This window comes from Kitasatospora purpeofusca, assembly GCF_034043715.1.
Taxonomy (GTDB): domain Bacteria; phylum Actinomycetota; class Actinomycetes; order Streptomycetales; family Streptomycetaceae; genus Kitasatospora; species Kitasatospora purpeofusca_A.
In genome coordinates this window covers 34,761-58,493 of sequence record NZ_JAXCLC010000057.1, presented here as the reverse complement: position 1 = coordinate 58,493, position 23,733 = coordinate 34,761, and the positions used below count along the sequence as shown (strand labels likewise).

Sequence of the window (23,733 nt, the reverse complement as noted above, 5' to 3'; positions counted from 1 at the left end):
CCGGGCCCGAACCCGGGCCGGACCCCCACCCCGCGAGGCCGCGGCCCGACCGCGGGGGTACCACCGCACCGCTCCGAGTCGTGAGGTGAAAGCCATGTCGCTGCTCTCCAGCGTCACATCCCCGGCGGACCTGAGAGCCCTCCCGGCCGCCGAGCTGCCCCGGCTCGCCGGCGAGATCCGGGAGTTCCTGATCGACGCCGTCACCCGGACCGGCGGCCATCTCGGCCCCAACCTCGGCGTGGTCGAGCTGACCATCGCCCTGCACCGGGCCTTCGACTCCCCGCACGACCGGATCGTCTGGGACACCGGCCACCAGAGCTACGTCCACAAGCTGCTCACCGGCCGCCAGGACTTCTCGGGCCTGCGGACGAAGGGCGGACTCTCCGGCTACCCCTCGCGGGCCGAGTCCGAACACGACCTGGTCGAGAACTCGCACGCCTCGACCGCGCTCTCCTACGCCGACGGCCTGGCCAAGGCCGCCCAACTGCTCGGCCAGCACGACCGGCACACCGTCGCGGTGATCGGCGACGGCGCGCTCACCGGCGGCCTCGCCTGGGAGGCGCTCAACAACATCGCCGCCGCCAAGGACCGGCCGCTGGTCATCGTCGTCAACGACAACGAGCGCTCCTACGCCCGCACCATCGGCGGCCTGGCCAACCACCTCGCCACCCTGCGCACCACCCAGGGCTACGAGCGCTTCCTCTCCTGGGGCAAGGGCACCCTGCAGCGCACCCCGGTGGTCGGCCAGCCGATCTTCGACGCGCTGCACGGCGCCAAGAAGGGCTTCAAGGACGCCTTCGCGCCGCAGGGCATGTTCGAGGACCTCGGGCTCAAGTACCTCGGTCCGATCGACGGCCACGACCTCGACGCGCTGGAGTCCGCGCTCGGCAAGGCCCGGAACTTCGGCGGCCCGGTCATCGTGCACTGCCTCACCGTCAAGGGCCGCGGCTACCGGCCCGCCGAGCAGGACGAGGCGGACCGCTTCCACGCCGTCAACCCGATCGACCCCTACACCTGCCTGCCGATCTCGCCCAGCAACGGCGTCTCCTGGACCTCGGTGTTCGGCGACGAGCTGCTGGCCGTCGGCGCCGAACGGCCGGACGTGGTGGCGATCACCGCCGCGATGCTCCAGCCGGTGGGCCTGGCGAAGTTCGCGAAGGCGTACCCGGAGCGCACCTTCGACGTCGGTATCGCCGAGCAGCACGCCGTCACCAGCGCGGCCGGTCTGGCCACCGGTGGACTGCACCCCGTGGTGGCGGTCTACGCGACCTTCCTCAACCGGGCCTTCGACCAGGTGCTGATGGACGTCGCCCTGCACCGGCTGGGCGTCACCTTCGTCCTGGACCGCTCCGGAGTGACCGGCCCGGACGGCGCCTCGCACAACGGCATGTGGGACATGTCGATCCTCCAGGTCGTCCCCGGGCTGCGGCTCGCCGCCCCGCGCGACGCCGACGAACTGCGCGCCCAGCTGCGCGAGGCGGTGGACGTCGCCGACGCCCCGACCGTGGTGCGCTTCCCCAAGGCGACCATCGGCCCGGCCGTCCCCGCGGTCGAGCGGGTCGGCGGCGTGGACGTGCTGCTGCGCACCGGGGAGCTGCCGGAGATCCTGCTGGTCACCGTCGGCACCACGGCCGCCGCCGGGCTGGACGCGGCCCGGCTGCTGCTCGCCGAGGGGTTCACCGCGACCGTGGTCGACCCGCGCTGGGTCAAGCCGGTCGACCCCGCCATGCCGGAGCTCGCCGCCCGGCACCGGCTGGTGGTCACGGTCGAGGACAACGGCCGCGTCGGCGGCGTCGGCGCGGCGATCGCCCAGGCGCTGCGGGACGCCGACGTGGACGTCCCGGTGCGGGTGCTGGGCCTGCCGCAGGAGTTCCTCGGGCACGCCGCGCGCGGGGAGATCCTGGAGGAGACCGGGCTGACCGGTACCGGGGTCGCCGCCCAGACCGCGGCCTTCGCGAAGCACCTGCTTCCGGCCGGAGGGCTGCCCGGGCGGGAGCGTCCGGGTCGGGAGCGTCCGGGCCGGGAACGACTGGACCGGGACCTTCCGAACCGGGACCTTCCGAACCGAGGAGCGAAGCAGCGCCATGCCGGCTGACCCCGACGACCGTACCGCCCAGCAGCCCGACCGCACCGCGCCGGGCTTCGACCTGGCCGCCCTGCTCGCCGAGCGGGGCAGGGAACGGTACGAGCTGCAGAGCCGCTACCTGAATCCGCAGCTGACCCGGATGCTGCACACCATCGGCTTCGACAAGTACTACGAGCGGGCCCGGGGCCAGTACTTCTACGACGCCGAGGGCAACGAGTACCTCGACATGCTGGCCGGCTTCGGCATCTTCGCGCTGGGCCGCCACCACCCGGTGGTCCGCTCGGCCGTCCAGCAGGTGATGGACCTCGACCTGCCGGACCTGGTCCGCTTCGACTGCTCGCCGCTGCCGGGCCTGCTCGCCGAGCGGCTGCTGTCGTACACGCCCGGGCTGGACCGGGTGTTCTTCGGCAACAGCGGCACCGAGGCGGTCGAGACGGCGCTCAAGTTCGCCCGCTACGCCACCGGCCGCCGCCGGATCCTGTACGCGGACCACGCCTTCCACGGGCTGACCACCGGCTCCCTGTCGGTGAACGGCGAGAACGGCTTCCGCAAGGGCTTCGACCCGCTGCTGCCGGACACCGCGATCCCGCTCGGCGATCTCGGGGCGCTGGCCAAGGAGCTCAAGCGGGGTGACGTCGCGGCGCTGATCGTCGAGCCGATCCAGGGCAAGGGCGTGCAGGCGCCGCCGCCCGGCTGGCTGCGGGCCGCCCAGGACCTGCTGCACGAGCACAAGGCGCTGCTGATCTGCGACGAGGTGCAGACCGGGATCGGGCGCACCGGCGAGTTCTTCGCCTACCAGGACGAGGACGGCGTGCTGCCGGACCTGGTGTGCGCGGCCAAGGCGCTCTCCGGGGGCTATGTGCCCGTCGGGGCGACCCTCGGCAAGGGCTGGATCTTCGAGAAGGTGTACTCCTCGATGGACCGGGTGCTGGTGCACTCGGCCAGCTTCGGTTCCAACGCCCAGGCGATGGCGGCCGGTCTGGCGACCCTGGAGGTGATCCGGGACGAGCAGGTGGTGGAGAACGCCCGCAAGGTGGGCGACTACTTCCGGGCGCGGCTGACCGCGCTGGTCGACCGGTACGAGCTGCTCGCCGAGGTGCGGGGGCGCGGGCTGATGATCGGGATCGAGTTCGGGCGACCGAAGTCGCTCAAGCTGCGGACCGGCTGGACGGCCCTGCAGGCGGCCCGCAAGGGGCTGTTCGCCCAGATGGTGGTGGTGCCGCTGCTCCAGCGGCATCGGATCCTCACCCAGGTGTCCGGGGACCATCTGGAGGTGATCAAGCTGATTCCGCCGCTGATCATCACCGAGCGGGACGTGGACCGGTTCGTGGAGGCGTTCACCGAGGTGATGGAGGACGCGCACCGGGGGAGCGGCCTGATGTGGGACTTCGGGCGCACGCTGGTGAAGCAGGCGGTCGGCGGCCGCTGAGTCCGCGCGGACGCTTTTCGCGGGGTGGGGGCGGTCGCCGGGTTCCCACCCCGCGGGAGGCGGCGGATCAGAGCTCGGTCCGGCGGCGCCGGACCACGATGACGAGATCGACGGCGGCGAACAGGGTGAGGATTCCGCAGGCCACCGCGAAGCCGATGAGGGTGCCGCGGCTCGGCGCACCCGATTCGGGCGCGTTCGCGGCCCAGACCGCGAACCCCACGGTGGCCAGCGCGAACAGCGGGGTGAATGTCAGCGAGAGCAGGTAGCGCAGTTTGAGGTCGCTGCGGGCGGTGGCCGGTTCGGTGCCGCTGCGCCACCGGCGCGGGGTCGTGGCACGCATCCGCGGTCACCTCCCGGTCCTCTCCGGTCCTCGCCGGTTCGGGTCTACGATTCCAGCGTACGTCCGCTGGGCGAACCGGGGAGGGGCGATGACGGACACGGATGCCGAGGGTTACGCGGGGCTGCGGGTCGAGCGGGCCGAGGAGTTGGCCCGCCGGCACGGGTGGGCCTCGGTGCGGGTGCTGCCGCAGGGCGCGGCGATGACGATGGACCACCGGGAGGGGCGGCTCAACCTCGCGGTGCGCGACGGAGTGGTGGTGCGCAGCTGGGAGGGCTAGCTGTCACTCGTGTCTTTTCGTGGGTGATCCGGCGGTGACCGTGCGCATGGTCCCGGGGCATTCCCGGCGTCATTCGGAATTCCCCGGCAGAGGCGTTCTCCGATCGCCCGAGGCTGTTCCGGGATGCCCCGGAGACGTTTTCGGATCGAATGTCCGTATGGCGTTCGTGTGCCTTTTCCCAAATTCAGGCAAAAAGCACGGGGCGGGAGACCGGCCGCGCCGGTTCCCACCCCGTGGTAACCCTGCGTAGGTTCGCGGGTTCAGTCGAGGGGGCCGCCGGCCACGTAGACCACCTGACCGGAGACGAAGCCGGCGCCCTCGCCGGCGAAGAAGGAGATGGCGTTCGCCACGTCCTCCGGCTCGCCCACACGCCGCACCGGGATCTGGGTGGCGGCGGCGGCCTTGAACTCCTCGAAGCCCATGCCCACCCGGGCCGCGGTGGCGGCCGTCATGTCGGTGGCGATGAAGCCCGGGGCGACCGCGTTGGCGGTGATGCCGAACTTGCCGAGCTCGATGGCCAGGGTCTTGGTGAAGCCCTGCAGGCCGGCCTTGGCGGCCGAGTAGTTGGCCTGGCCCCGGTTGCCCTGGGCCGAGGAGGAGGAGAGGTTGACGATCCGTCCGAAACCGGCGTCGACCATGTACTTCTGGACCGCCCGGGTCATCAGGAACGCGCCGCGCAGATGCACGTTCATGACCGTGTCCCAGTCGGATTCGGTCATCTTGAAGATCAGATTGTCCCGCAGTACGCCGGCGTTGTTCACGAGGACGACCGGGGCGCCGAGCTCGGCGGCGATCCGGTCGACCGCGGCCTGCACCTGGGCGGCGTCGGAGACGTCCGCGCCGACCGCGAGGGCCCGCCCGCCCGCGGCGGTGATCCGCTCGACGGTCTCCCGGCCGGCCGACTCCTCCAGGTCGAGCACGGCGACGGCATAACCGTCGGCGGCCAGGCGGACGGCGGTGGCGGCGCCCAGGCCACGGGCGGCGCCGGTGACGACGGCGACCCGCGGGGCGGTGGTCTGCTCGGTCATGCTCGGTCTCGTCTCTCTCGGAGGTCCGCGGACGTCGTGGCGAGTCCGTGGATGTCGCTCGGGTGTCGCCCGGGGGTCACCCCGGTGACCGGTGGGACGCGGTTCCGTTCCGGAACGCGGTACTCAGGGAACTCCCAGGAACCGTACGGCGGGCTCCCGGGTTCCACCGGGCCGATCCGGAGCGCGGATCCGCTCGGGTGGCCATACCCTACCGGCGGGTAGGGAGCGCGGCCAGGGCGAAGGCGCAGGTGACCGAGGGTAAGGACCGACCGGTCGGCTTTCTCCTGCGAACGGGTTACCGGCGGGTCGGCGCGGCGAGTAAATATGCCAATGTTGCCGAACCTGCGTCTACTATCCGCCCCTGCCTGCCAGCGAGGGCCTGCCGTTTGTATAGTGTCCGCCAGCAGCCACCGGCTGCACGGCTGGAGCGCCCTCCCTCACAGCGGGACGCCCACTCGCCGTTACTGCCCCACCCGGGTGTCCCACACACACCGGGTGTGACATCGGGACGGATACATGGTGCTGGGGGAGATCCCGACGACCCGCGTGTCCGCGCGACTGCAGCAGTCGCCCGGACACCTCATCCGCGTTGCACAGCAGGTCCACACTCGACTGTGGTCCGAACATGTCGGGGCTGATCTCACGGCCCCGCAGTTCGCGGTCCTGTTGGTTCTCGCCCTCGAACCGGGCGCTGACCAGCGGACCGTCGGCGAGCGTGCCTCGCTCGACAAGGCCACAATGGCCGAGATGGTCGCCCGGCTGGTCCGGCGCGGCCTGGTGCTGCGGCGCCGAGACCCGGCCGACGGCCGGCGCAAGCTGCTCGCTCTCTCGCAGAGCGGGGCCCAGGCTGTCCGCGAGGCCACCGGCGGAGTGGTCCGTGTGCAGCGCACACTCTTCGAGCCGCTCACGTCGGAGGAGCAGCTGGAGATCGTCCGTGTGATGGCCAAGATAGCCAGACTGGAGCCGGCCCAGGTCGCCGTCCTGACGGACGCGCGACCGATGCTGGACGCCCAGAGGGCGATCGGCTACCTGATCAGGGTGAGCCAGCAGGTGCACACCAAGCTCTGGTCGGAGCACGTCGGTTCGGAGCTGACGGCGCCGCAGTACGCGGTGCTGGACGCGCTCGAACTGGAGCCGGGCGCCGACCAGCGCACGGTGGGCGAGCTCGCTTCGCTGGACAAGGCCACGATGGCGGAGATGGTCAGCCGGCTGGTCCGGCGCGGCCTGGTCCAGCGTCGCCGCGACCCCTCGGACGGGCGGCGCAACCTGCTGTCGCTCTCGCCGGCGGGTCAGGACCTGCTGCACCGCTCGTCCGCGGGCGTGGCCCAGGTCCAGCGGTTGCTGCTGGCTCCGCTGGAGGAGCACGAGCACGAGGCGGCGCTCGCGCTGATCGCCAAGGCGGCGCGGCTGTAGGCGAACGCCTCGGCCGTCCGGCAAAACGATTCGCCATCCGGTCGCTCCGCGGTCGTCCGGCGCTCACCCGTCGGCCGACCGTCCTCGACCGTGGGCCGTCGGCCCCGGACCGGTGACGGTTCGCGGGTCACTACGGCGAAGGCCGCCCCCCCCGATACGGGAGGGCGGCCTTCGCCGTTGACGCCCGGTCAGCCGGTCAGCCGGTCAGCCGGTCAGCCGGTCAGCCGGTCAGCCGGTCAGGTGCTCGGGCAGCCGGGCAGTCAGGTGCTCGGGCAGCCGGGCAGCAGGCAGTCAGGCGCTCGGGCCGCCGGGCGGGGCCGCCGGTCCGGTCAGTTCCAGTCGAAGCCCTGCGGGTCCGGGCCGATCCGGGTGCCGGTGGCGACCCCGGCGATCGCGGCGAGGTCCTCGGCGTCCAGCTCGAAGCCGGCGACGTCGAGGTTCTCCTTGATCCGCGAGGGGGTGACCGACTTCGGGATCGCGATGATGCCGCTCTGCAGGTGCCAGCGGAGCACCACCTGGGCGACGGTGCGCCCGTGCTTCTCGGCGATCCGGACCAGGGCCGGCTCGGCGAGGAGGTCCTTGCCCTGGCCGAGCGGGCTCCACGCCTCGGTGGCGATGCCGTGCTCGGCGTGGAAGGCGCGCAGCTCCTCCTGCGGGAAGTACGGGTGCAGCTCGACCTGGTTCAGCACCGGGACGAGCGAGGACTCCTCGGCCAACCGGGTGAGCTGCTCGGTGCCGAAGTTGGAGACGCCGACCGACCTGACCCGGCCGTCCGCGCGCAGCCGCTCCAGGGCCTTCCAGACGTTCGTGTAGCTGCCGTGCATGGGGCGCGGCCAGTGGATCAGGTAGAGGTCGAGGTACTCCAGGCCGAGCCGGTCCAGGGAGGCGTCGAACTCGCGCAGCACCGCGTCGCGGCCCTGCTCGCCGGACCAGTCACGGGTGCCGGAGTTCCACAGCTTGGTGGTGATGTAGAGGTCCTCGCGGGCGATGCCGCCGGCCAGCGCCTCGCCGACGGCCTTGCCGGTGCCGGTCTCGTTCTCGTAGATCGCGGCGGTGTCGATGGAGCGGTAACCCGCCTCGATCGCGGCGCGGACGGCGGCGGTGGCCTCCGCGTCCGGCACCTGCCAGACCCCGAAGCCGAGCTGGGGGATGAGGTTGCCGTCGTTGAGCTCGAGGCTCGGGATGTTGCTCACGGAAGGAGTGCCCTCTCCTGGTCGTCCACGGTTCCTAGGGGGCAACCGGTGGGGTCGCCGGATTTGTTCCCCGGTCCCGGAGAAATTTTCCGACGCGCGCTACCGGCGCTTGCAGCAGCCTACGGGGTGGTTCGGCGGGCGGAAAACCTGTTGCGCAGATCACATCCGGGTTGGCAGTCTCGCTGCCATGACCTCCTGACCGACCCACGGCCGTGACCCTACCGGCCTCTCCCTCGCCCTCCGCCCGCGCCGCCTCCAACGGAGTGTCATGCTGCTCAAAAACCTCCCGCTGGCCGATCCCGGCCGTCCGGAACTCTCCTCCCCGCTCGGGTTCCTGCGCTGGCTCCAGCGCGGCCAGCGGCGCGGGCAGGTGCTCGCCACCTGCTGGTCGCTGCTGGAGATGGGCTGCCAGGCGGCCCTGCCGCTACCGGTCGGCCTCGGTGTCCAGGCCGTCGTCGACGGGGACTCCGGCGCCCTGTGGCGGGCCGGGGCGCTCGCCCTGGCGCTGGCGGCGGTCTCCGCGGTCGGCACCGTCCTGCTGCACCGTCAGGCGGTCTGGAACTGGATCCACGCCGCCTGCCAGGTCCGGCAGCTGGTGGCCCGTCAGGCCTCCCACCTCGGCTCCGGGCTGTCCCGGCGGATCGCCACCGGCGAGATCGTCGCCGTCGGCAGCGGGGATGTCGAGAAGATCGGCTGGTACGTCGAGCTCGTCGCCCGGCTGCGCGGGGCGATCGTCGTCTGGCTGGGGGTGAGCGCCGCGGTGCTGGCCACCGAACCGGTGCTCGGGCTGGCCGTGCTGCTGGGCGTGCCGGTGCTCGCCGCCTCGGTCTGGCCGCTGCTGGGGCCGTTCGAGCGCCGCTACACCGAGCAGCGCGCACTCGGCGGCAAGGCGACCGAGCTGGCCGCCGACACGGTGGCCGGACTCCGGGTGCTGCGCGGCATCGGCGGCGAGGAACTCTTCCTCGACCGCTACCGGGCGGCCTCGCAGAAGGTCCGCGCGGCCGCCGTCCGCTCGGCCCGGATCTGGTCCCTGATGCAGGCCCAGCAGGTGCTGCTGCCCGGGCTGTTCGTGGTCGGGATCACCTGGTACGGCGCCCGGCAGGCGGCCGAGGGGCGGATCTCGATCGGCACCCTGGTCGCGGTCTACGGCGCCACGGCCTTCCTGGCCGCGCCGCTGCGGATCCTCGGCGAGGCGGCGCACGCCTGGAGCGTCGCCAGGGTCTCGGCCGGGCGGGCCGTCCGGGTGCTCTCGCTCACCCGGACCGACGGCGCCGGGACCGGCGGGCTCGCGGATCCGGCGCGTTCCGACCTGTACGACCCGGTCACCGGGCTGACCGTCCGGGCCGGGGAGCTGACCGCGGTGGTCTGCGGCGACCCGGACTTCGCCGGCGCGCTGGCCGAGCGGCTCGGCGGGCACGTCCCGGTGGCCGAGGGCGGGCGGCCGGAGCCCTCGGTCCGGCTCGGCGGGGTCGAGCTGGACACCGTCCCGCTGGCCGAGGCGCGGGCCGCTGTGCTGGTGCACGACAAGGAGCCGGTGCTGCTCTCCGGCACCCTGGCGGCGCTGTTCGACATCCCCGCCTCCGGCCGGGTCGAGCCCGCCGAGGCGCTCGCTGCCGCCCGTGCGGAGGACGTGCTCGACGCCCTGGTGGCCGGCTCGGCGGGCCTGACGGGCCGCGGCGAGGCGATGGGGGCGGAGATCACCGAGCGGGGGCGCTCGCTCTCCGGCGGCCAGCGTCAGCGGCTGGCGCTGGCCCGTGCGCTGCTGGCCGACCCGCCGGTCCTGGTGCTGGACGAGCCGACCAGCGCGGTCGACGCGCACACCGAGTCCCGGATCGCCGCCGGGCTGCGGAAGAACCGCGAGGGGCGCACCACGGTGGTCCTCGCGACCAGCCCGCTGCTGCTCGACCGGGCGGACCGGGTGGTACTGGTCCGGGACGGCCGGGTGGTCGCGAGCGGCTCGCACCGCGAGCTGATGCGCGGCGAGCCGGCCTACCGGGCGGTGGTGACCCGCGAGGAGGAGCCGGCGCCGGTCGGGCCGGTGGCCGAGGTGCCGGCGCGGGTGGGGCGGTCATGAGGCGCCGCCGCCCGTCCGGGCCGGCCGGTGCGCGCCCCGACGCCGCGCCCCGGTGGAACCGTCCGATCCCGTCCGAGCCGAGGAGTGACGCATGAAGCCCCCCGTCCAGCAGGAGCAGGGGCCGGCCACCACGCTGCCGGTCGGCTCCCCGGCCGCCGTGCGCGGCTACCTCCGGGTGCTGGCCCGGCGTCACCGCGGTGCGTTCTCGGCGGTGGTCGGGCTGCACACGGTGGCCACCGTGGCCGGGCTGGTCGGGCCGTGGGTGCTCGGCACGCTGGTCGAGTCGCTGGCCACCGGCACCGCCGGGTCCACCATCACGGTGGCCGTGGCCTGGTACCTGCTCGCACTGGCGGTGCAGTCCGCGTTCACCTGGTGGTCGCGGCTGCGTGGCGCCGTGCTCGGCGAGCGGGTGCTGGCCGACCTCCGGGAGGACTTCCTGGTCCGCTCGGTGGCGCTGCCGACCGGTGTGCTGGAGCGGGCCGGGACGGGTGACCTGGTCTCCCGCGGCACCACCGACATCGACCGGCTGGACAAGTCGGTGCGTGAGGCGGTGCCGGAGCTGGCGGTGGCGATCGTCTCGCTGCTGCTGGTCCTCGGCGCGCTGGTGGTCACCTCGCCGCTGCTCGCACTCACCTCGGTGCTCGGCCTGCCGTTGCTGCTGGCCTCCTCCCGCTGGTACTTTCGGCGTGCCCCGCAGTCCTACCGGAACGAGTCCGCCGGGTACGCGGCGGTGAACTCCGTGCTGGCCGAGACGGTGGACGCGGGCCGGACGGTGGAGGCGCTGCGGCTCGGCGAGCAGCGGGTCCGGCTGACCGATCGCAAGCTGGCGGAGTGGATCGCCTGGGAGCGGTACACCCTCTGGTTGCGCTCGGCGTGGTTCCCGACCATCGACGCGGTGTACACCCTGGCGGTACTCGGTCCGCTGCTGCTCGGCGGCTTGTTCGCGCTGCGGGGCTGGATCTCCGTCGGCCAGCTGACCACCGGGGTGCTGTACGCGCAGGCGCTGGTGGCCCCGGTCGATCTGATCCTGCGGTGGTACGACGAGCTCCAGATCGGACAGGCTTCGCTGGCCCGGCTGGTCGGCGTGCACGAGGTGCCGGCGGCGGAGAACGACGACGAGGCCCGGCCGAGCGGGCGGCGGGTCGAGGCGCGGGACGTGCGCTTCGGCTACCGGGAGGGCGCCGACGTACTGCACGGCATAAGCCTCGATGTCGCCCCCGGCAGCCGGGTGGCCCTGGTCGGGCCGTCCGGGGCCGGCAAGTCCACGCTGGGCCGGCTGCTGGCCGGGATCTACGCCCCGGGCCGGGGCAGTGTGACCCTCGGCGGGGCGGCGCTCTCCCGGATGCCGGCCGAGCGGGTGCGCTCCGAGGTGGCACTGGTCAACCAGGAGCACCACGTGTTCGTCGGGACGCTCCGGGACAACCTGCTGCTGGCCGCGCCCGGGGCGGACGACGCCGAGCTGCGCGGGGCGCTGGACGCGGTGGACGCCGGGGAGTGGGTGGACGCGCTGTCGGCCGGTCTCGACACCGAGGTCGGCTCCGGGGGCGCCGCGCTGACGCCTCCGCAGGCCCAGCAGCTGGCGCTGGCCCGGCTGGTGCTGGCGGATCCGCACACCCTGGTGCTGGACGAGGCCACCTCGCTGCTCGACCCGCGGGCGGCGCGGCACCTGGAGCGTTCGCTCGCCCGGGTGCTGGAGGGCCGGACGGTGATCGCCATCGCGCACCGGCTGCACACCGCGCACGACGCGGACGTGATCGCGGTGGTCGAGGACGGGCGGATCAGCGAGTACGGCAGCCACCCGGAGCTGGTGGCGGCCGGCGGTCCGTACGCGGCGCTGTGGCGCTCCTGGCGGGACGAGGGGGGAGATCGTTCCGCTGACGGGGCATGACAGCGCATGACAGCGCATGACAGGGCATGACGGAGGGTGACGGGAGGTGGCCCGGCGCGGGGAGCGGTTGCCCCGTGCGGGTTACTCCCGGGCGCGGGGCCGGGCAAACCGTCCCATTCGCCCGCAGACTGCACGGGTGACCAAGATTTCGGACGGCTCCTCCGGCACCAAGCGCAGCGAGATCGGTGGGATTCCCACCCGGTACATCGGGATCGGCGTCATCGTCGTCCTCGCGGTGTGGTTCCTCTTCGCCAACCTCGACAAGGTGCAGATCCAGTTCTGGGTCTTCACCGTGACCGCTCCGCTCTGGATCGCCCTGCTGGGCACCCTCATCGCCGGCGGGGCGCTCGGCTGGCTGTTGAAGGGGCGGCGCGGACGGTGAGCACCGCCGAGCCGCCGACCGGGCCCGGACCGGCGCCCGGCCCCGGCGGCTTCACCCCGCTGATCGAGATGCGCGGGGTCAACAAGCACTTCGGCGCGCTGCACGTACTCCAGGACATCGAGCTGACGATCGGCCGCGGCGAGGTCGTGGTGGTGATCGGGCCCTCCGGCTCCGGGAAGTCCACGCTCTGCCGGGCCGTCAACCGGCTCGAGCCGATCGAGTCCGGGACCATCCTGATCGACGGCCGGCCGCTGCCCGAGGAGGGCAAGGGGCTGGCCCGGCTGCGGGCCGAGGTCGGGATGGTGTTCCAGTCCTTCAACCTGTTCGCCCACCGGACCGTCCTCCAGAACGTCTCGCTGGCGCAGATCAAGGTGCGCGGGCGGCCCAGGGCCGAGGCGGACGCCAAGTCCCGGGCGCTGTTGGAGCGGGTCGGGCTGGCCGACCAGGCGGACAAGTACCCGGCCCAGCTCTCCGGGGGCCAGCAGCAGCGGGTGGCGATCGCCCGGGCGCTGGCGATGGACCCGAAGGCGTTGCTCTTCGACGAGCCGACCTCGGCGCTGGACCCCGAGATGATCAACGAGGTGCTGGACGTGATGCGCCGGCTGGCGAACGAGGGCATGACCATGGTCGTGGTGACCCACGAGATGGGCTTCGCCCGCTCCGCCGCCAACCGGGTGGTCTTCATGGCGGACGGCCGGATCGTCGAGGACCGCGCGCCGGAGGAGTTCTTCGGCGCCCCGGAGAGCGAGCGCGCCCGGGACTTCCTCTCCAAGATCCTTAAGCACTGAGGCCCGGCCCGTGAAGAAGACCGTCACCCTGCTGGCCGCGGCCCTGCTGCTGGCCGGCTGCGGCAAACCCGGCACCCCGCCGCCCAAGGGGCCGCAGCCCAGCGCGCTGCCCAGCTACCAGGTGGCGACCGGCAGCCCGGTCACCGGCTCACCGACCCTGGACGGCGCCCGGGCCCGGGGGTACCTGGTGGTCGGCGCCAAGGAGGACCAGCCCTACCTCGGCCAGAAGAACCCGGCCAGCGGCGAGTACTCCGGCTTCGACATCGAGATCGCCAGGATGCTCGGCGCCGACCTGGGCTTCGGCCCGGACCGGATCGAGTTCCGCACCATCGCCTCGGCCAACCGCGAGACCGCGCTGCAGAACGGCCAGGTCGACTACTACGTCGGCACCTACACCATCAACGACAACCGCAAGAAGCTGGTCGGCTTCGCCGGGCCGTACTACCTGGCCGGGCAGTCGCTGCTGGTGGGCAAGAGCAACAAGGACATCAACGGGCCGCAGGACCTGGACGGCAAGAAGGTCTGCTCGGCGGCCGGCTCCACCCCGTACCAGCGGATCCAGAAGCAGTACCCGAAGGCGAAGCTGATCGGCTACGACACCTACTCGGCCTGCGTGGACAACCTGATCACCTCCCAGGTGGACGTCGTCACCACGGACAACACCATCCTCATGGGCTACGCGGCCAAGGCGCCGGACGAGCTCAAGGTGGTCGGCCCGCTGTTCTCCCAGGAGCCGTACGGCATCGGCACACCCCGGAACGACACCGTGCTGCGCGGCGCGCTCAACGACGCGCTGGCGCGCCACGAGGCGAACGGCGACTGGAAGAAGGCGTACGACGCGACCCTCGGCCTGTCCGGGATCCCCGCGCCCACCCCGCCACCGATCGACCGGTACTGAGGGAGGGCCGGCCTGTGAAAACGCTGACCGACAACTGGTCGATCTACTGGGAGGGCTTCCTCGGGACCCTCTCGCTCTTCGCCGTGAGCGCGGTGCTGGCCCTGGTGCTCGGGGTGCTGATCGCGAGCTTCCGGGTCTCGCCGGTGAAGCCGCTGCGGGTGTTCGGCACCGTCTGGGTGACGCTGCTGCGCAACACCCCGCTCACCCTGCTGTTCTTCATCGTGGTGCTGGGCCTGCCGCGCTTCGACATCACCCTGCCGTTCTTCACCTTCGCGGTGCTCGCGCTCGGCTGCTACACCTCGGCCTTCGTCTGCGAGGCGATGCGCGCGGGCGTGAACACCGTGCCGGTCGGCCAGGGCGAGGCGGCGCGCAGCCTGGGTATGACCTTCGGCCAGACGATGGGGCTGGTGGTGCTGCCGCAGGCGTACCGGTCGGTGGTTTCCCCGATCGGCAGCGTGATGATCGCGCTGGCGAAGAACACCGCCATCGCGGGCTCGTTCAGCGTCACCGAGCTGCTCGGCACCTACCGGACCATCAACGAGCTGGGTTACAGCATCGTCTGGACCTTCGTCTGGATCGCCGTCGGCTACCTGATCATCACCCTGGCCGTCAGCGCCGTGTTCAATCTGCTGGAACGACGACTGGCGGTGTCGCGATGACGGTGGAATCCTCGGCGCTCTACGACATCCCCGGGCCGAAGGCGCTCGCCCGGCACCGGCTGTACGGCGGGATCGCGCTGCTGGCGATCGCCGCGCTGGTCGGCTGGATCGTCTACATGCTCTTCCACACCCAGCAGTTCACCGAGTCCAAATGGATGGCCTTCGAGTACAAGGGCGTCCAGGAGCTGCTGCTGCGCGGGCTCGGCAACACCCTCAAGGCCTTCGGCTGGACGGTGCTGTTCGCGCTGCCGTTCGGCGCGCTGTTCGCCGCCGGGCGGCTCTCCGACCACCGGCCGGTGCGGATGCTGTCCACGCTGGTGGTGGAGTTCTTCCGGGCCATGCCGGTGCTGGTGATGATCTTCTTCATCTTCGTCGCGCTCAAGGTCGCCCCGCTCTGGGCGCTGGTGGCGGGACTGGTGCTCTACAACGGCTCGGTGCTGGCCGAGGTGTTCCGCGCCGGCGTGCTGGCGGTGCCCAAGGGGCAGAAGGAGGCGGCCTTCGCGCTCGGCATGCGCAAGACCCAGGTCATGGCGTACGTGCTGGTGCCGCAGGCCAACCGGGCGATGCTGCCGGCCATCATCAGCCAGCTGGTGGTGGCGCTCAAGGACACCTCGCTGGGCTTCCTGATCACCTACGAGGAGTTCCTGCACGCGGGCAAGCTGATCGCCACCAACCTGGACTACGACCTGCCGTTCATCCCGGTGGTGATGGTGATCGCGCCGATCTACATCGGCATGTGCCTGCTGCTCTCCTGGTTCGCGCGATGGGTCGAGCGGCAGAGCCGGCGCCGGCCGAGCATGCGGGGCGGGGCGCCGGTGGCCAGTGCCGGGGTGGCGATGGGGCTGCCGCCGACCGCGCAGTGATGACCGCGCGGCCCGGTCGCCGGGGGTACGAGGGGCGGCCGTTCCCGGAGTGAACCATAGGTGCGAGCGAGGGTCGGCTCGACAACTCCAAACTCTGCTTATGATTGCCGGGCATGGGAACGGCGGCCGGGCGGAGGCACAGTGGAGCCGGTATTCGACTCGCGGCACATCCGGACCTTCCACGAGGTCGTCCGGGCCGGCTCCTATTCGGCGGCGGCCCGCGAACTCGGCTACACCCAGCCCGCCATCACCCAGCAGATGAAGGCCCTGGAGCGCAGCGTCGGCCTGCCGCTGTTCACCCGGGCCGGACGCGGACTGCGGCTCACCGAGGCGGGCGAGGCGCTCTCCCGGCACGCCGAGCAGATCCTCGGCAGCCTCTCCGCCGCCCAGCAGCAGCTGGCCGCGCTGGCCCGGCTGCGCGCCGGACGCGTCCGGGTCTGCGCGTTCCCGAGTGCCAACGCCACCCTGATACCCGAGACCATGGCCAGGCTGCTCGCCGAGCACCCGGGCGTCCGGGTCGAACTGCTGGAGGCCGAGCCGCCCGACTCCGTGCAGCGGCTGCTGCGCGGCGAGTGCGACATCGCGCTGGCCTTCCGCTACCCCGGCGCGCCGACGGAGGTGCCGCCGGAGCTGGACGAGATCCCGCTGATGGAGGACCTGCTGACGGTGCTGCTGCCGGTCGGCCATCCGCTCGGCCGCCGGCACGCCGTCCGGCTCGCCGACCTCGACGGCGAACGGTGGATCGCCGGCTGCCCGCGCTGCCGGGCCAACCTGCTGCACGTCTGCGCGGAGGAGGGCTTCGCGCCGGACATCGTGTTCTCCACCGACGACAACCTCGCGGTGCAGAGCCTGGTCGCCGCCGGGGTCGGGATCGCGCTGATGCCCGCGCTGGTGCTCTCCTTCATGTGCCACCGCAAGGTCACCGGCCGGGCCGTGGAGCCGCATCTGCGGCGGCAGGTCAGCGCGTACGTGCTGCGCGAGCACCGGCGGATCCCCGCCACCGCCCTGGTGCTCGACCAGCTGCGGCAGGCCGCGGCGGCCCGCGTCGGATGCTGATCCGGGCGACCGGGCGTCGGACCAGGTCGGTCCCCGGGAGCCCGACCAATAAGTAATCGTTGGGGGAGGGTGAAAGAACCCTCCTTGGACGTGATAGGTCGCGCGGGGCGACGCTACCGTCATGACAACGTCAGCCACGGTCGGCAGCGGCCGGCTCACCGAGCGGATGACCGCTCTCGTCGGCGAGATCCGCGCCGTGGTGGACCGCGGCCTGCCGCCGGAACTCACCGCCTACCTGGTCGGCGAGCGCCTCGCCCCGCACCTCGGTGACAGCGAGCTGCTCACCGCCGAGCAGCGCGAGGGCGACCCGGACCGCTACCGCCAGCACGTCCTCCACGCCGAGGAGGACGGCTCCTTCTCGGTGGTCGCACTGGTCTGGCTGCCCGGCCAGCGCACCCCGATCCACGACCACGTCTCCTGGTGCGTGGCCGGCGTCCACCAGGGCCAGGAGAGCGAGACCCGGTACCGGCTGGTGTCCGACGGACGCACCGCCCACCTGGTGGAGACCGAGCACGTGGTCGGCCCGGCCGGCACCGTCGCCGCGTTCGCCCCGCCCGGCGACATCCACCTGGTCCGCAACGCGTGCGGCTCCACCGCCATCTCCGTCCACGTGTACGGCGCCGACATCGCCAAGCTCGGCACCAGCATCCGGCGCGTCTACCGGCTGCCCGCCGGGGAACAGCGGTGAGCCCCGCATGGCGCTGACCCTCCGGGACCGCCGGGTGCGGCCGGTCCGCACCCGCATCCTGCCCCCACTCGGCGGCGACGCCCCCGGCCTGCTGCTCGCGGTGCTCGGCGTGGCCGCCGCGATCGCAGTCCACCAGGCCGTCCCCGCCGTGCCCAAGCTCACCGCCGCCGTCGTGCTCGGCATCGCCGCCGGCCACCTGCCCGGTCTGCGACCGGTGGTCCGCGGCGTCGCCCGGCCCGGGCTCTCCATGGCCGGCAAACGGCTGATGCGGATCGGCATCGTGCTGCTCGGCCTCAAACTGAGCCTCGACGACGTGCTCGGCCTCGGCTGGGCCACCGTCGCCATGGTGCTCACCGTGGTCGGCGCCACCTTCACCGGCACCCTCTGGCTCGGGCGGCGGCTGGGACTGCCCGGCGACCAGCCGCTGCTGGTCGCCACCGGCTACTCGATCTGCGGCGCCTCGGCGATCGGCGCGGTCAGCCAGGCCGCCGGCAGCGAGGAGGAGGACGTCGCCGCCTCCGTCGCCCTGGTCACCCTCTGCGGGACGCTGGCGATCGCCGTCCTGCCACTGCTCCAGCAGCCGCTCGGGCTCGACGCCGGCGGCTTCGGGCGCTGGGTCGGCGCCAGCGTCCACGACGTCGGGCAGGTGGTCGCCACCGCCCAGACCGGCGGCACGGGCGCGCTCCGCGAGGCGGTGCTGGTCAAACTGATGCGGGTGGTCCTGCTGGCACCGCTGGTCGCCGGGGTCGCCGTCGCCGTCCGGCGCTCGCACCGGAGGGCCGGCACCGCGCCGACCGCCGGCAAGCGGCCGCCGCTGCTCCCGCTGTTCGTCGCCGGGTTCCTGGCCATGATCGTGCTGCGCACCACCGGGGTACTGCCCGAGCGGACCCTCGCGCTCGCCGGGGACACCCAGGAACTGCTGCTCGCGGCCGCCCTGTTCGGCCTCGGCAGCGCCGTGCACCTGCCGAGCATGGTGCGCACCGGCGGCCGGATCGCCCTGCTCGGGCTCGGCTCCTGGCTGGTGGTGGCGGGAGTGTCGTACGCCGGAGTGCTGATCACCACGTAAATCGGGCGCCCGCCGGAGCCGGCTGGGTTATCGTCGGGCGGGTGGTCCGGCCCCAGGAGTGGAGGCCGTCCCGAGTGTCCGAGCCCCCGCCTCCGTGGAGGAACCCGCCGTATGTACAGCGCTCTGCCCGCACGGGACGGCTCCGCCGCCGTCGTCACGCTGGACCGGCGCGAGGGTCCGTTCGGGGAAGTGGCGCTGCGCCGGCGCGGGCAGGACTACGAGATCATCGCCAACGGCTGCTTCCTGATGGACACCGCCGACGGGCGCTCCGAGCGGCTGCTGATCGCGGTGGCGCTGGAGGAGCTGGACCGGACCGGGCCGGTGGCGCGGCCGTCCCTGCTGATCGGCGGACTCGGGGTGGGGTTCTCGCTGGCGCACGCGGCGGCCGAGCCGCGCTGGGGCCGGATCGCGGTCGTGGAGCGCGAGAGCGCGATCATCGACTGGCACCGCGCCGGACCGCTGGCCGAGTTCTCCGCCGGGGCGCTGGGGGACGAGCGGGTCGAGGTGCTGCACACCGACCTGCTGGAGTACCTGGCCGGGGCCGACGGCGCCCGTTACGACGCGCTGTGCCTGGACATCGACAACGGGCCCGACTGGACCGTCACCGACGGCAACGCCGGACTGTACGGCGCGGACGGACTGGCGGTGCTGCGCCACCGGCTGGAGCCGGGCGGGGTGCTGGCGGTCTGGAGTGCCCGGCCGTCGCCGGCCTTCGAGGAGGAACTGCGGGCGGCCGGCTTCTCCGACGTGGTGACCCACGAGATCGAGGTCGCCCGGGGTGTTCCCGACGTCGTGCACCTGGCCCGCCGCGCGCGGTGAGCGCGGGGCGGGCCAGGGTGTGACGGTCAGGGCACGGACGGACGGGGTGTCAACGGACGGGGTGTCGACGGACGGGGCTACTTGAGGCCGTTGTCCACCGCGGCCATCAGCTCGCCGTTCGGCGTGTCACCGTCGAAGGCCCAGATCATCGCGCCGGCCAGCCCCTGGGACTTGATCCAGGCGGTCTTGCGGGCGATCTCGGTCGGGTCGTCGTAGGAGTAGAACACCGAGCCGTTGTAGATGTAGGCGTACCCGGCGACCGGGTCCCGGTAGATGGTGTAACCACCGCCGGCGGCCATCTGCTTGAGCTTCTTGTAGTCCTCGAAGCCGGCCTCGTAGGTACCCGGGCCGGGGCCCGTCGCGGTCTGGAAGAGGCCGTTGGTGGTGCCGCGCGGAACGCCCGTCCAGCCGCGGCCGTAGAACGGGATGCCCAGCGTGAGCTTGCTCTTCGGGGCGCCGCCGGAGACGTACGCGCCGATCGCGATCTCGGAGCTGAACTGCCGGGCCGGCGGGTTCGGGTCGCCCGCCGCGACCTTGATCGCGGACTGCTGGTTGGTGACCATCTCCCAGCCGCCGTGGTAGTCGTAGCCCTGGATGGTGGCGAAGTCGAAGGCGCCGAACAGGCCGGGTACGTCGATGCCGGCGGCGACCTTCGCCGGGTCGGCCGGGAGGAAGGCACTCAGCGTGTAGTGCTTGCCGGTGGTGGCGCCGAGGGCGTCCAGCTGGCGGCGGAACTCCTGGGCCAGCAGGGTGTAGTTGGCCTTGTCGGCGGGCCGGAAGATGTTCCCGGTGTGCCCGTCGGAGTTCGGCCACTCCCAGTCGAGGTCGATGCCCTCGAAGATGCCCGCCGCGCTGCCCGCGCCGCCGCGGCCGTCGATCACCGGCAGGTTGCCCTTGATGTACATGTCGATGCAGGAGCTGACCAGCGCCTTGCGGGAGGCGTCAGTGGCCGCCGCGTCGGAGAACCACTTGCTGTACGACCAACCGCCCAGCGAGATCTGCATCTTGAGGTTGGGGTACTTGGCCTTGAGCTGCTTCAGCTGGTTGAAGTTGCCGGCCAGCTTCTGGTCCCAGGTGTCGGTGGTCCCGGCCACCGAGCTGCCCGCGTCCCAGCCCTTGCCGAAGTCGGCCCAGGCGTCACCGGCGCCGTCGCCCGCGTTCGGGTCGTTGTCCGGACCGGCCGCCTTGTTGGTGATGAAGCACTGCTTGGTGCTCGGGTGGATGTTGGCGAAGGCGTAGTTGAGCGTGGTGAGCCGGCCGGCCGAGCCCGAGGTGTCGAGCTGCTTCACGCTGTAGCCCCGGGCGTAGATGCTCCACTGGGTGAAGTAGCCGATCTTCATCGTGGCCGGGTTGCTGCCGCCGGGCTTGGTCTTCCCGGTGGCCGGGCCGGAGGCGGGCGAGACGTTGCCGGCCGCGTCGCGGGCCTTGACGGTGAAGGTGTACGAGGTGTCCGGCGCCAGGCTGCCGACGGTCGCGGCGGGGGCGGTCACGGTCACGGCCAGTGCGGTGCCGTTGTACACGTCGTAGGCGGTGACGCCGACGTTGTCGGTGCTCGGGGCCCAGCTCAGCGAGACGGAGTTGGCGTCCGAGCCGGTCACCGCGGGGGTGCCCGGCGTGCTGGGCGCCTCGCGGTCCTCGACCGGGGGACTGGTGGTGGCGCTCACCGGGCCGGCCGCCGCGGAGCGGTTGCCCGCCGCGTCGAAGGCCTGGACGGTGAACTGGTAGGCGGTGCCGGCGGTCAGGCCCTGCACCGTGACGGCGGTGGTGGCGCCGTCGGCGGTGGCCACCTTGGTGCCGCCCTGGAAGACGTCGTAGCCGGTGACGGCCACGTTGTCGGTGCTGGCGGTCCAGGACAGGTCGACCGAGGTCTGGGTGACGGTGCCGGTCCTGAGGTTGCCGGGGACGGTCGGCGCGGTCTGGTCGCTGCCGCTGCCGCTGCCGTCGCAAGGCTGTCCGTTGACCTTGCAGTTGTTCAGCGGCTGGTAGCTGCCGGAGTAGGCGATGTTGAAGCCGACGTTGTAGGTGCCGCCGGCCGGCAGGGTCGCGGCCCAGCCGGGGTTCTTCACCGTGACGTGGGAGCCCGAGGTGGTGTAGCCGGCGTTCCAGAGGCCGGCCACGGTGTTGCCGGTCGGGAGGTCGAACTCCAGGGTCCAGCCGTTGACCGCGGCGGTGGAGCCGTTGGTGATGGTGTAACTGCCCTCGTAGCCGGTGCTCCAGTCGCTGCCCTTGGCGAAGGCCGCGGTGACGGACCCGGCGGCGGCCTCGGCGGCCGGGGCGGCGGCGCGCTCGGCCGCGGCGCTGGCCATGGTGGCGGGGAGGGCGGCGGCGAGGACCGGGACGAGCAGGGTCCCTGCTGCCAGTAGCGGCAGGCTGATCCGACGTCTGCGCATGGATGTGGCTCCTGTCCTGGGGTCCCGGGGCAGGCCCGGACGCCCCGTTACCCGTGGGGAGGTGTCAGGTGCGTGGAGCGGTGTGCTCCGGGCCATGGGGGTGGCGCGGAACCGGTCCTCGGGCCGTCGGGGTGCCACGGAGGATCCTGTGCCGAGGGTAGGGAGCGGACCGGCAACTGGCAATAGGTCTGTACCAGTTGCTGGTCGTGGGCATGACGGAGGGCGCGCGTGCCCGCCCGGCCCGCCGGTGGAAGGGCGGGCCGGTGCGGGTGCGCACGGGTCGGGGCGGGGCGGCGGGGCGCGGTACGGCTCAGCCGAAGGGGTCGCGCTCCGGCGCGGGGACGCTCGGCGGGGCGCTCGGCGGCGGCGGGGCGGACTGCGGGCCGGGCACGGTCGTGCCGAACGGGTCGGCCGCCCGCTCGGCGGCGGTCACGGTACCGAAGGGGTCGGGGGCGGCGACGGGCTGGGGCGCGGTGGCCGGCGGTGCGGCGGCCGGAGGTGTCGCGGCGGGCGTGCCGAGGATGCCGAAGGGGTCGAAGTCCGGGGGCGGCACCATCACGGGCGTGCCCTTGGGGGGCTCCGCGCTCTCGGTGGCGGGCGCGGCGGCGGGGGTGCCGAGGATGCCGAAGGGGTCGAAGTCCGGCGGGGGCACCATCACGGGCGTGCCCTTGGGCGCGGCCGGCGCGGCGGGCGCGTCCTCGGGGACCAGGATCGGCTGCGCCGGGGTCGGGTCGGCGACCGGGGCGAAGGGGTTGAAGTCGGCCGGGGGGACGCGGACCGGGGTGCCGCGCAGGTGCACCGGGAGTTCGGCGGCCTCGTCCTCGGCGGTGGATCCGGGTCCGGCGGCGGATCCGGGTCCAGCGGTGGCCGCAACCCGGGGCAGGTCGGTGACGGGCGGCAGGTCGGTGACGGGAGGCGACGGCGGGGCCGTCGCGGGCATCGGCGGCGCCGCGACGGGGGCCGGGTACGCGGCCGGCGCCGGTTCGGGGGCCGGAACGAGGAGCACGGTGGCGGCCGGCAGCGGGGCGGCGGGCAGCGGCGCGGCCGGAGAGGCGGGGACGCCGTCCCAGCCGAACTGCACGGACTTCAACAGCTCGGCGAAGACGTCCGTGTACAGCTCCCAGTCCTGCGGCTGCGCGGTGGTCAGCTGGACGCAGAGCACCGAGGCGCCGTCCGGCAGCGGGACGAACGCCTCGACCACCGAGGTGACGGCCCAGCGGCGCACCCCGTCGGCGGCCAGCGGGCCCGGGACGGGCACACTGCGGCCCTCGACCAGCACGGCCGCCGGCCCGGCGGGCAGCAGCACCGTCCACACCTCGGCGTGCCGCCGCACGGTGGCGAGCTCGGTGGCCAGGCCGGTGATCGGCAGCGGGTGGCGGGCCAGCGAGACGACCAGCGTCGCGTCGGCCGCCCTGCCCTCGGCCTGGACGGCCGCGACCCCCGCGTAGACGGCGCCGGAGGCGGTGACGACGTCGGCCAGGGCGGCGGCGATCAGTGCGAACTCGCGGCGGTCGGCCGGGGCGGTGCCGCCGAACAGCTCCTCGGCGGTCTCGGCCAGGTGGGCCGTCAGCTCGGCGGCGGCCGCGCCGGTGGCGGGGGCGATCCCGCGGCCGGCCGGAATGCCGTCCACGGGGCCGGTGGACACCGTGCGGGCGGAGACCCCGGGCGGGCCGCCGGGCGCGGTGAGGGCGTGGAAGCCGGGCGGGACGACCAGCCGGACCTCGGCGCCCGCCCCGGTCGGCAGCTCGACCGGCTGCCGGGTCTGCTGCCCGGCCGCGAGGGCGGCCAGCGGCGCGGCGAACGCGGGGCGGAGCTTGGGGTCGGCGGGCTCGCCGGTCACCGGGAGGCCGAAGTGCCCGGCGGTGAGGGCCTCCGGGGAGCCGCCGGCCGTGCCTCGGACCGGGCCGGCGGCGCCGTAGCGGGCCAGCAGCCCGCCGATCGCCAGCGGGGCGAGCGCGGCGCCGCTGCCGGGGCGGGCGGTGCCGGCGGTGACCACGGTGCCGAGCCGGCCGACGGCGGTGTGCACCGGGCCGTTGGGCGCCAGCGGCAGCTGGAACAGGGCCTCGGCGGCCGGGTGCGCGACGGACCGCAGCGCCGTCAGCACGGCCGCGGGGTGGCGCGAGGCGCGGGTGTCGAAGAGCGCGTCGGTGAGGCTGCCGAGCGTCGCGGAGACCCGCTCCGCCGCCGCGAAGGGAGTCGCCTCCGCGCTGAACTGGCCGTCCTGGGTCAACTGTTGAGCCCCCCGCTCTGCTCGCTGTGCGTTCGCTGGTCCGGATCCCGGCCCGAGGGGTGCCCGGCGGGCCGTCGGATCCGTGCACATTCCTATCAGAGGCCGCCGACGCGGCAGAACCGGCGGCCCGTTGTGCGGCCCGCAAACAGGCCCGCGCTCCGGCCCG

General features: G+C 73.2%; 20 protein-coding genes. 15 read left to right on the top strand and 5 right to left on the bottom strand.

Going from position 1 to position 23,733, the window contains the following annotated elements; all coding sequences use genetic code 11:
* The first annotated feature begins 94 nt into the window (after positions 1-94).
* Positions 95-2,095, top strand: a complete 2,001-nt coding sequence (gene dxs, locus SM793_RS26185) for a 1-deoxy-D-xylulose-5-phosphate synthase (RefSeq protein WP_320440734.1) — start codon at positions 95-97, stop codon at positions 2,093-2,095.
* Entirely contained in the window at positions 2,085-3,515 is a 1,431-nt protein-coding gene (locus SM793_RS26180; protein ID WP_320440733.1) for an aspartate aminotransferase family protein, read from the top strand. The genes dxs and SM793_RS26180 overlap by 11 nt, the downstream gene beginning before the upstream one ends.
* Before the next feature lie 67 nt (positions 3,516-3,582).
* On the opposite strand, the gene SM793_RS26175 is transcribed toward SM793_RS26180, so the two are convergent.
* Entirely contained in the window at positions 3,583-3,855 is a 273-nt protein-coding gene (locus tag SM793_RS26175) for a DUF6343 family protein (protein WP_320440732.1), read from the bottom strand.
* An 88-nt stretch (positions 3,856-3,943) separates the two neighbouring features.
* Here SM793_RS26175 and SM793_RS26170 point away from each other — a divergent pair, with 88 nt between their 5' ends.
* Complete coding sequence (locus SM793_RS26170; RefSeq protein WP_320440731.1) at positions 3,944-4,132, top strand: I78 family peptidase inhibitor; 189 nt, start codon at positions 3,944-3,946, stop codon at positions 4,130-4,132.
* Between the two features lie 260 nt (positions 4,133-4,392).
* Here the strand turns inward: SM793_RS26170 and fabG are convergent, their stop codons facing one another.
* Positions 4,393-5,160 carry a 3-oxoacyl-ACP reductase FabG gene (gene fabG, locus SM793_RS26165; protein ID WP_320440730.1) on the bottom strand — a complete coding sequence of 256 codons (768 nt, stop codon included), beginning with the start codon at positions 5,158-5,160 and terminating at the stop codon, positions 4,393-4,395.
* Between the two features lie 516 nt (positions 5,161-5,676).
* On the opposite strand from fabG, the gene SM793_RS26160 reads away from it, so the two are divergent.
* The gene (locus SM793_RS26160) at positions 5,677-6,573 is read left to right on the top strand and encodes a MarR family winged helix-turn-helix transcriptional regulator (RefSeq protein ID WP_051742929.1); all 897 of its coding nucleotides are present in this window, start codon (positions 5,677-5,679) and stop codon (positions 6,571-6,573) included.
* Between the two features lie 329 nt (positions 6,574-6,902).
* On the opposite strand, the gene SM793_RS26155 is transcribed toward SM793_RS26160, so the two are convergent.
* The gene (locus tag SM793_RS26155; RefSeq protein WP_320440729.1) at positions 6,903-7,766 is read right to left on the bottom strand and encodes an aldo/keto reductase; all 864 of its coding nucleotides are present in this window, start codon (positions 7,764-7,766) and stop codon (positions 6,903-6,905) included.
* Positions 7,767-8,034: 268 nt separating this feature from the next.
* On the opposite strand from SM793_RS26155, the gene SM793_RS26150 reads away from it, so the two are divergent.
* From SM793_RS26150 to SM793_RS26100, 11 genes are all read left to right on the top strand, one after another.
* Positions 8,035-9,840 (top strand): ABC transporter ATP-binding protein, encoded by a 1,806-nt coding sequence (locus SM793_RS26150; RefSeq protein WP_320440728.1) that lies wholly within the window; start codon positions 8,035-8,037, stop codon positions 9,838-9,840.
* 91 nt (positions 9,841-9,931) lie between these two features.
* Positions 9,932-11,728: an ABC transporter ATP-binding protein gene (locus SM793_RS26145; RefSeq protein ID WP_320440727.1), complete on the top strand. Its 1,797-nt coding sequence runs from the start codon at positions 9,932-9,934 to the stop codon at positions 11,726-11,728.
* Between the two features lie 136 nt (positions 11,729-11,864).
* Complete coding sequence (locus SM793_RS26140; RefSeq protein WP_320440726.1) at positions 11,865-12,110, top strand: LapA family protein; 246 nt, start codon at positions 11,865-11,867, stop codon at positions 12,108-12,110.
* A 68-nt stretch (positions 12,111-12,178) separates the two neighbouring features.
* Complete coding sequence (locus SM793_RS26135) at positions 12,179-12,898, top strand: amino acid ABC transporter ATP-binding protein (RefSeq protein ID WP_320440736.1); 720 nt, start codon at positions 12,179-12,181, stop codon at positions 12,896-12,898.
* A 10-nt stretch (positions 12,899-12,908) separates the two neighbouring features.
* Positions 12,909-13,796: a glutamate ABC transporter substrate-binding protein gene (locus SM793_RS26130; protein WP_320440725.1), complete on the top strand. Its 888-nt coding sequence runs from the start codon at positions 12,909-12,911 to the stop codon at positions 13,794-13,796.
* Positions 13,797-13,810: 14 nt separating this feature from the next.
* A complete protein-coding gene (locus SM793_RS26125) occupies positions 13,811-14,455 on the top strand; it encodes an amino acid ABC transporter permease (RefSeq protein WP_320440724.1) in 645 nt (214 codons plus the stop codon).
* Positions 14,452-15,318, top strand: coding sequence for an amino acid ABC transporter permease (locus tag SM793_RS26120; RefSeq protein ID WP_320440723.1), 867 nt, complete (start codon positions 14,452-14,454; stop codon positions 15,316-15,318). The genes SM793_RS26125 and SM793_RS26120 overlap by 4 nt, the downstream gene beginning before the upstream one ends.
* A 141-nt stretch (positions 15,319-15,459) precedes the next feature.
* Positions 15,460-16,374 carry a LysR family transcriptional regulator gene (locus tag SM793_RS26115; RefSeq protein ID WP_320440722.1) on the top strand — a complete coding sequence of 305 codons (915 nt, stop codon included), beginning with the start codon at positions 15,460-15,462 and terminating at the stop codon, positions 16,372-16,374.
* A gap of 121 nt (positions 16,375-16,495) precedes the next feature.
* Positions 16,496-17,062, top strand: a complete 567-nt coding sequence (locus SM793_RS26110) for a cysteine dioxygenase family protein (protein WP_320440721.1) — start codon at positions 16,496-16,498, stop codon at positions 17,060-17,062.
* Between the two features lie 7 nt (positions 17,063-17,069).
* Positions 17,070-18,128 (top strand): YeiH family protein, encoded by a 1,059-nt coding sequence (locus tag SM793_RS26105; protein ID WP_320440720.1) that lies wholly within the window; start codon positions 17,070-17,072, stop codon positions 18,126-18,128.
* 111 nt (positions 18,129-18,239) lie between these two features.
* Positions 18,240-18,947, top strand: coding sequence for a spermidine synthase (locus SM793_RS26100; RefSeq protein WP_320440719.1), 708 nt, complete (start codon positions 18,240-18,242; stop codon positions 18,945-18,947).
* A 77-nt stretch (positions 18,948-19,024) separates the two neighbouring features.
* Here the strand turns inward: SM793_RS26100 and SM793_RS26095 are convergent, their stop codons facing one another.
* Both SM793_RS26095 and SM793_RS26090 read right to left on the bottom strand, forming a co-directional pair.
* Positions 19,025-21,337 (bottom strand): glycoside hydrolase family 18 chitinase, encoded by a 2,313-nt coding sequence (locus SM793_RS26095; protein WP_320440718.1) that lies wholly within the window; start codon positions 21,335-21,337, stop codon positions 19,025-19,027.
* Positions 21,338-21,647: 310 nt separating this feature from the next.
* Positions 21,648-23,567 (bottom strand): hypothetical protein, encoded by a 1,920-nt coding sequence (locus SM793_RS26090; protein WP_320440717.1) that lies wholly within the window; start codon positions 23,565-23,567, stop codon positions 21,648-21,650.
* Positions 23,568-23,733: the final 166 nt, after the last annotated feature.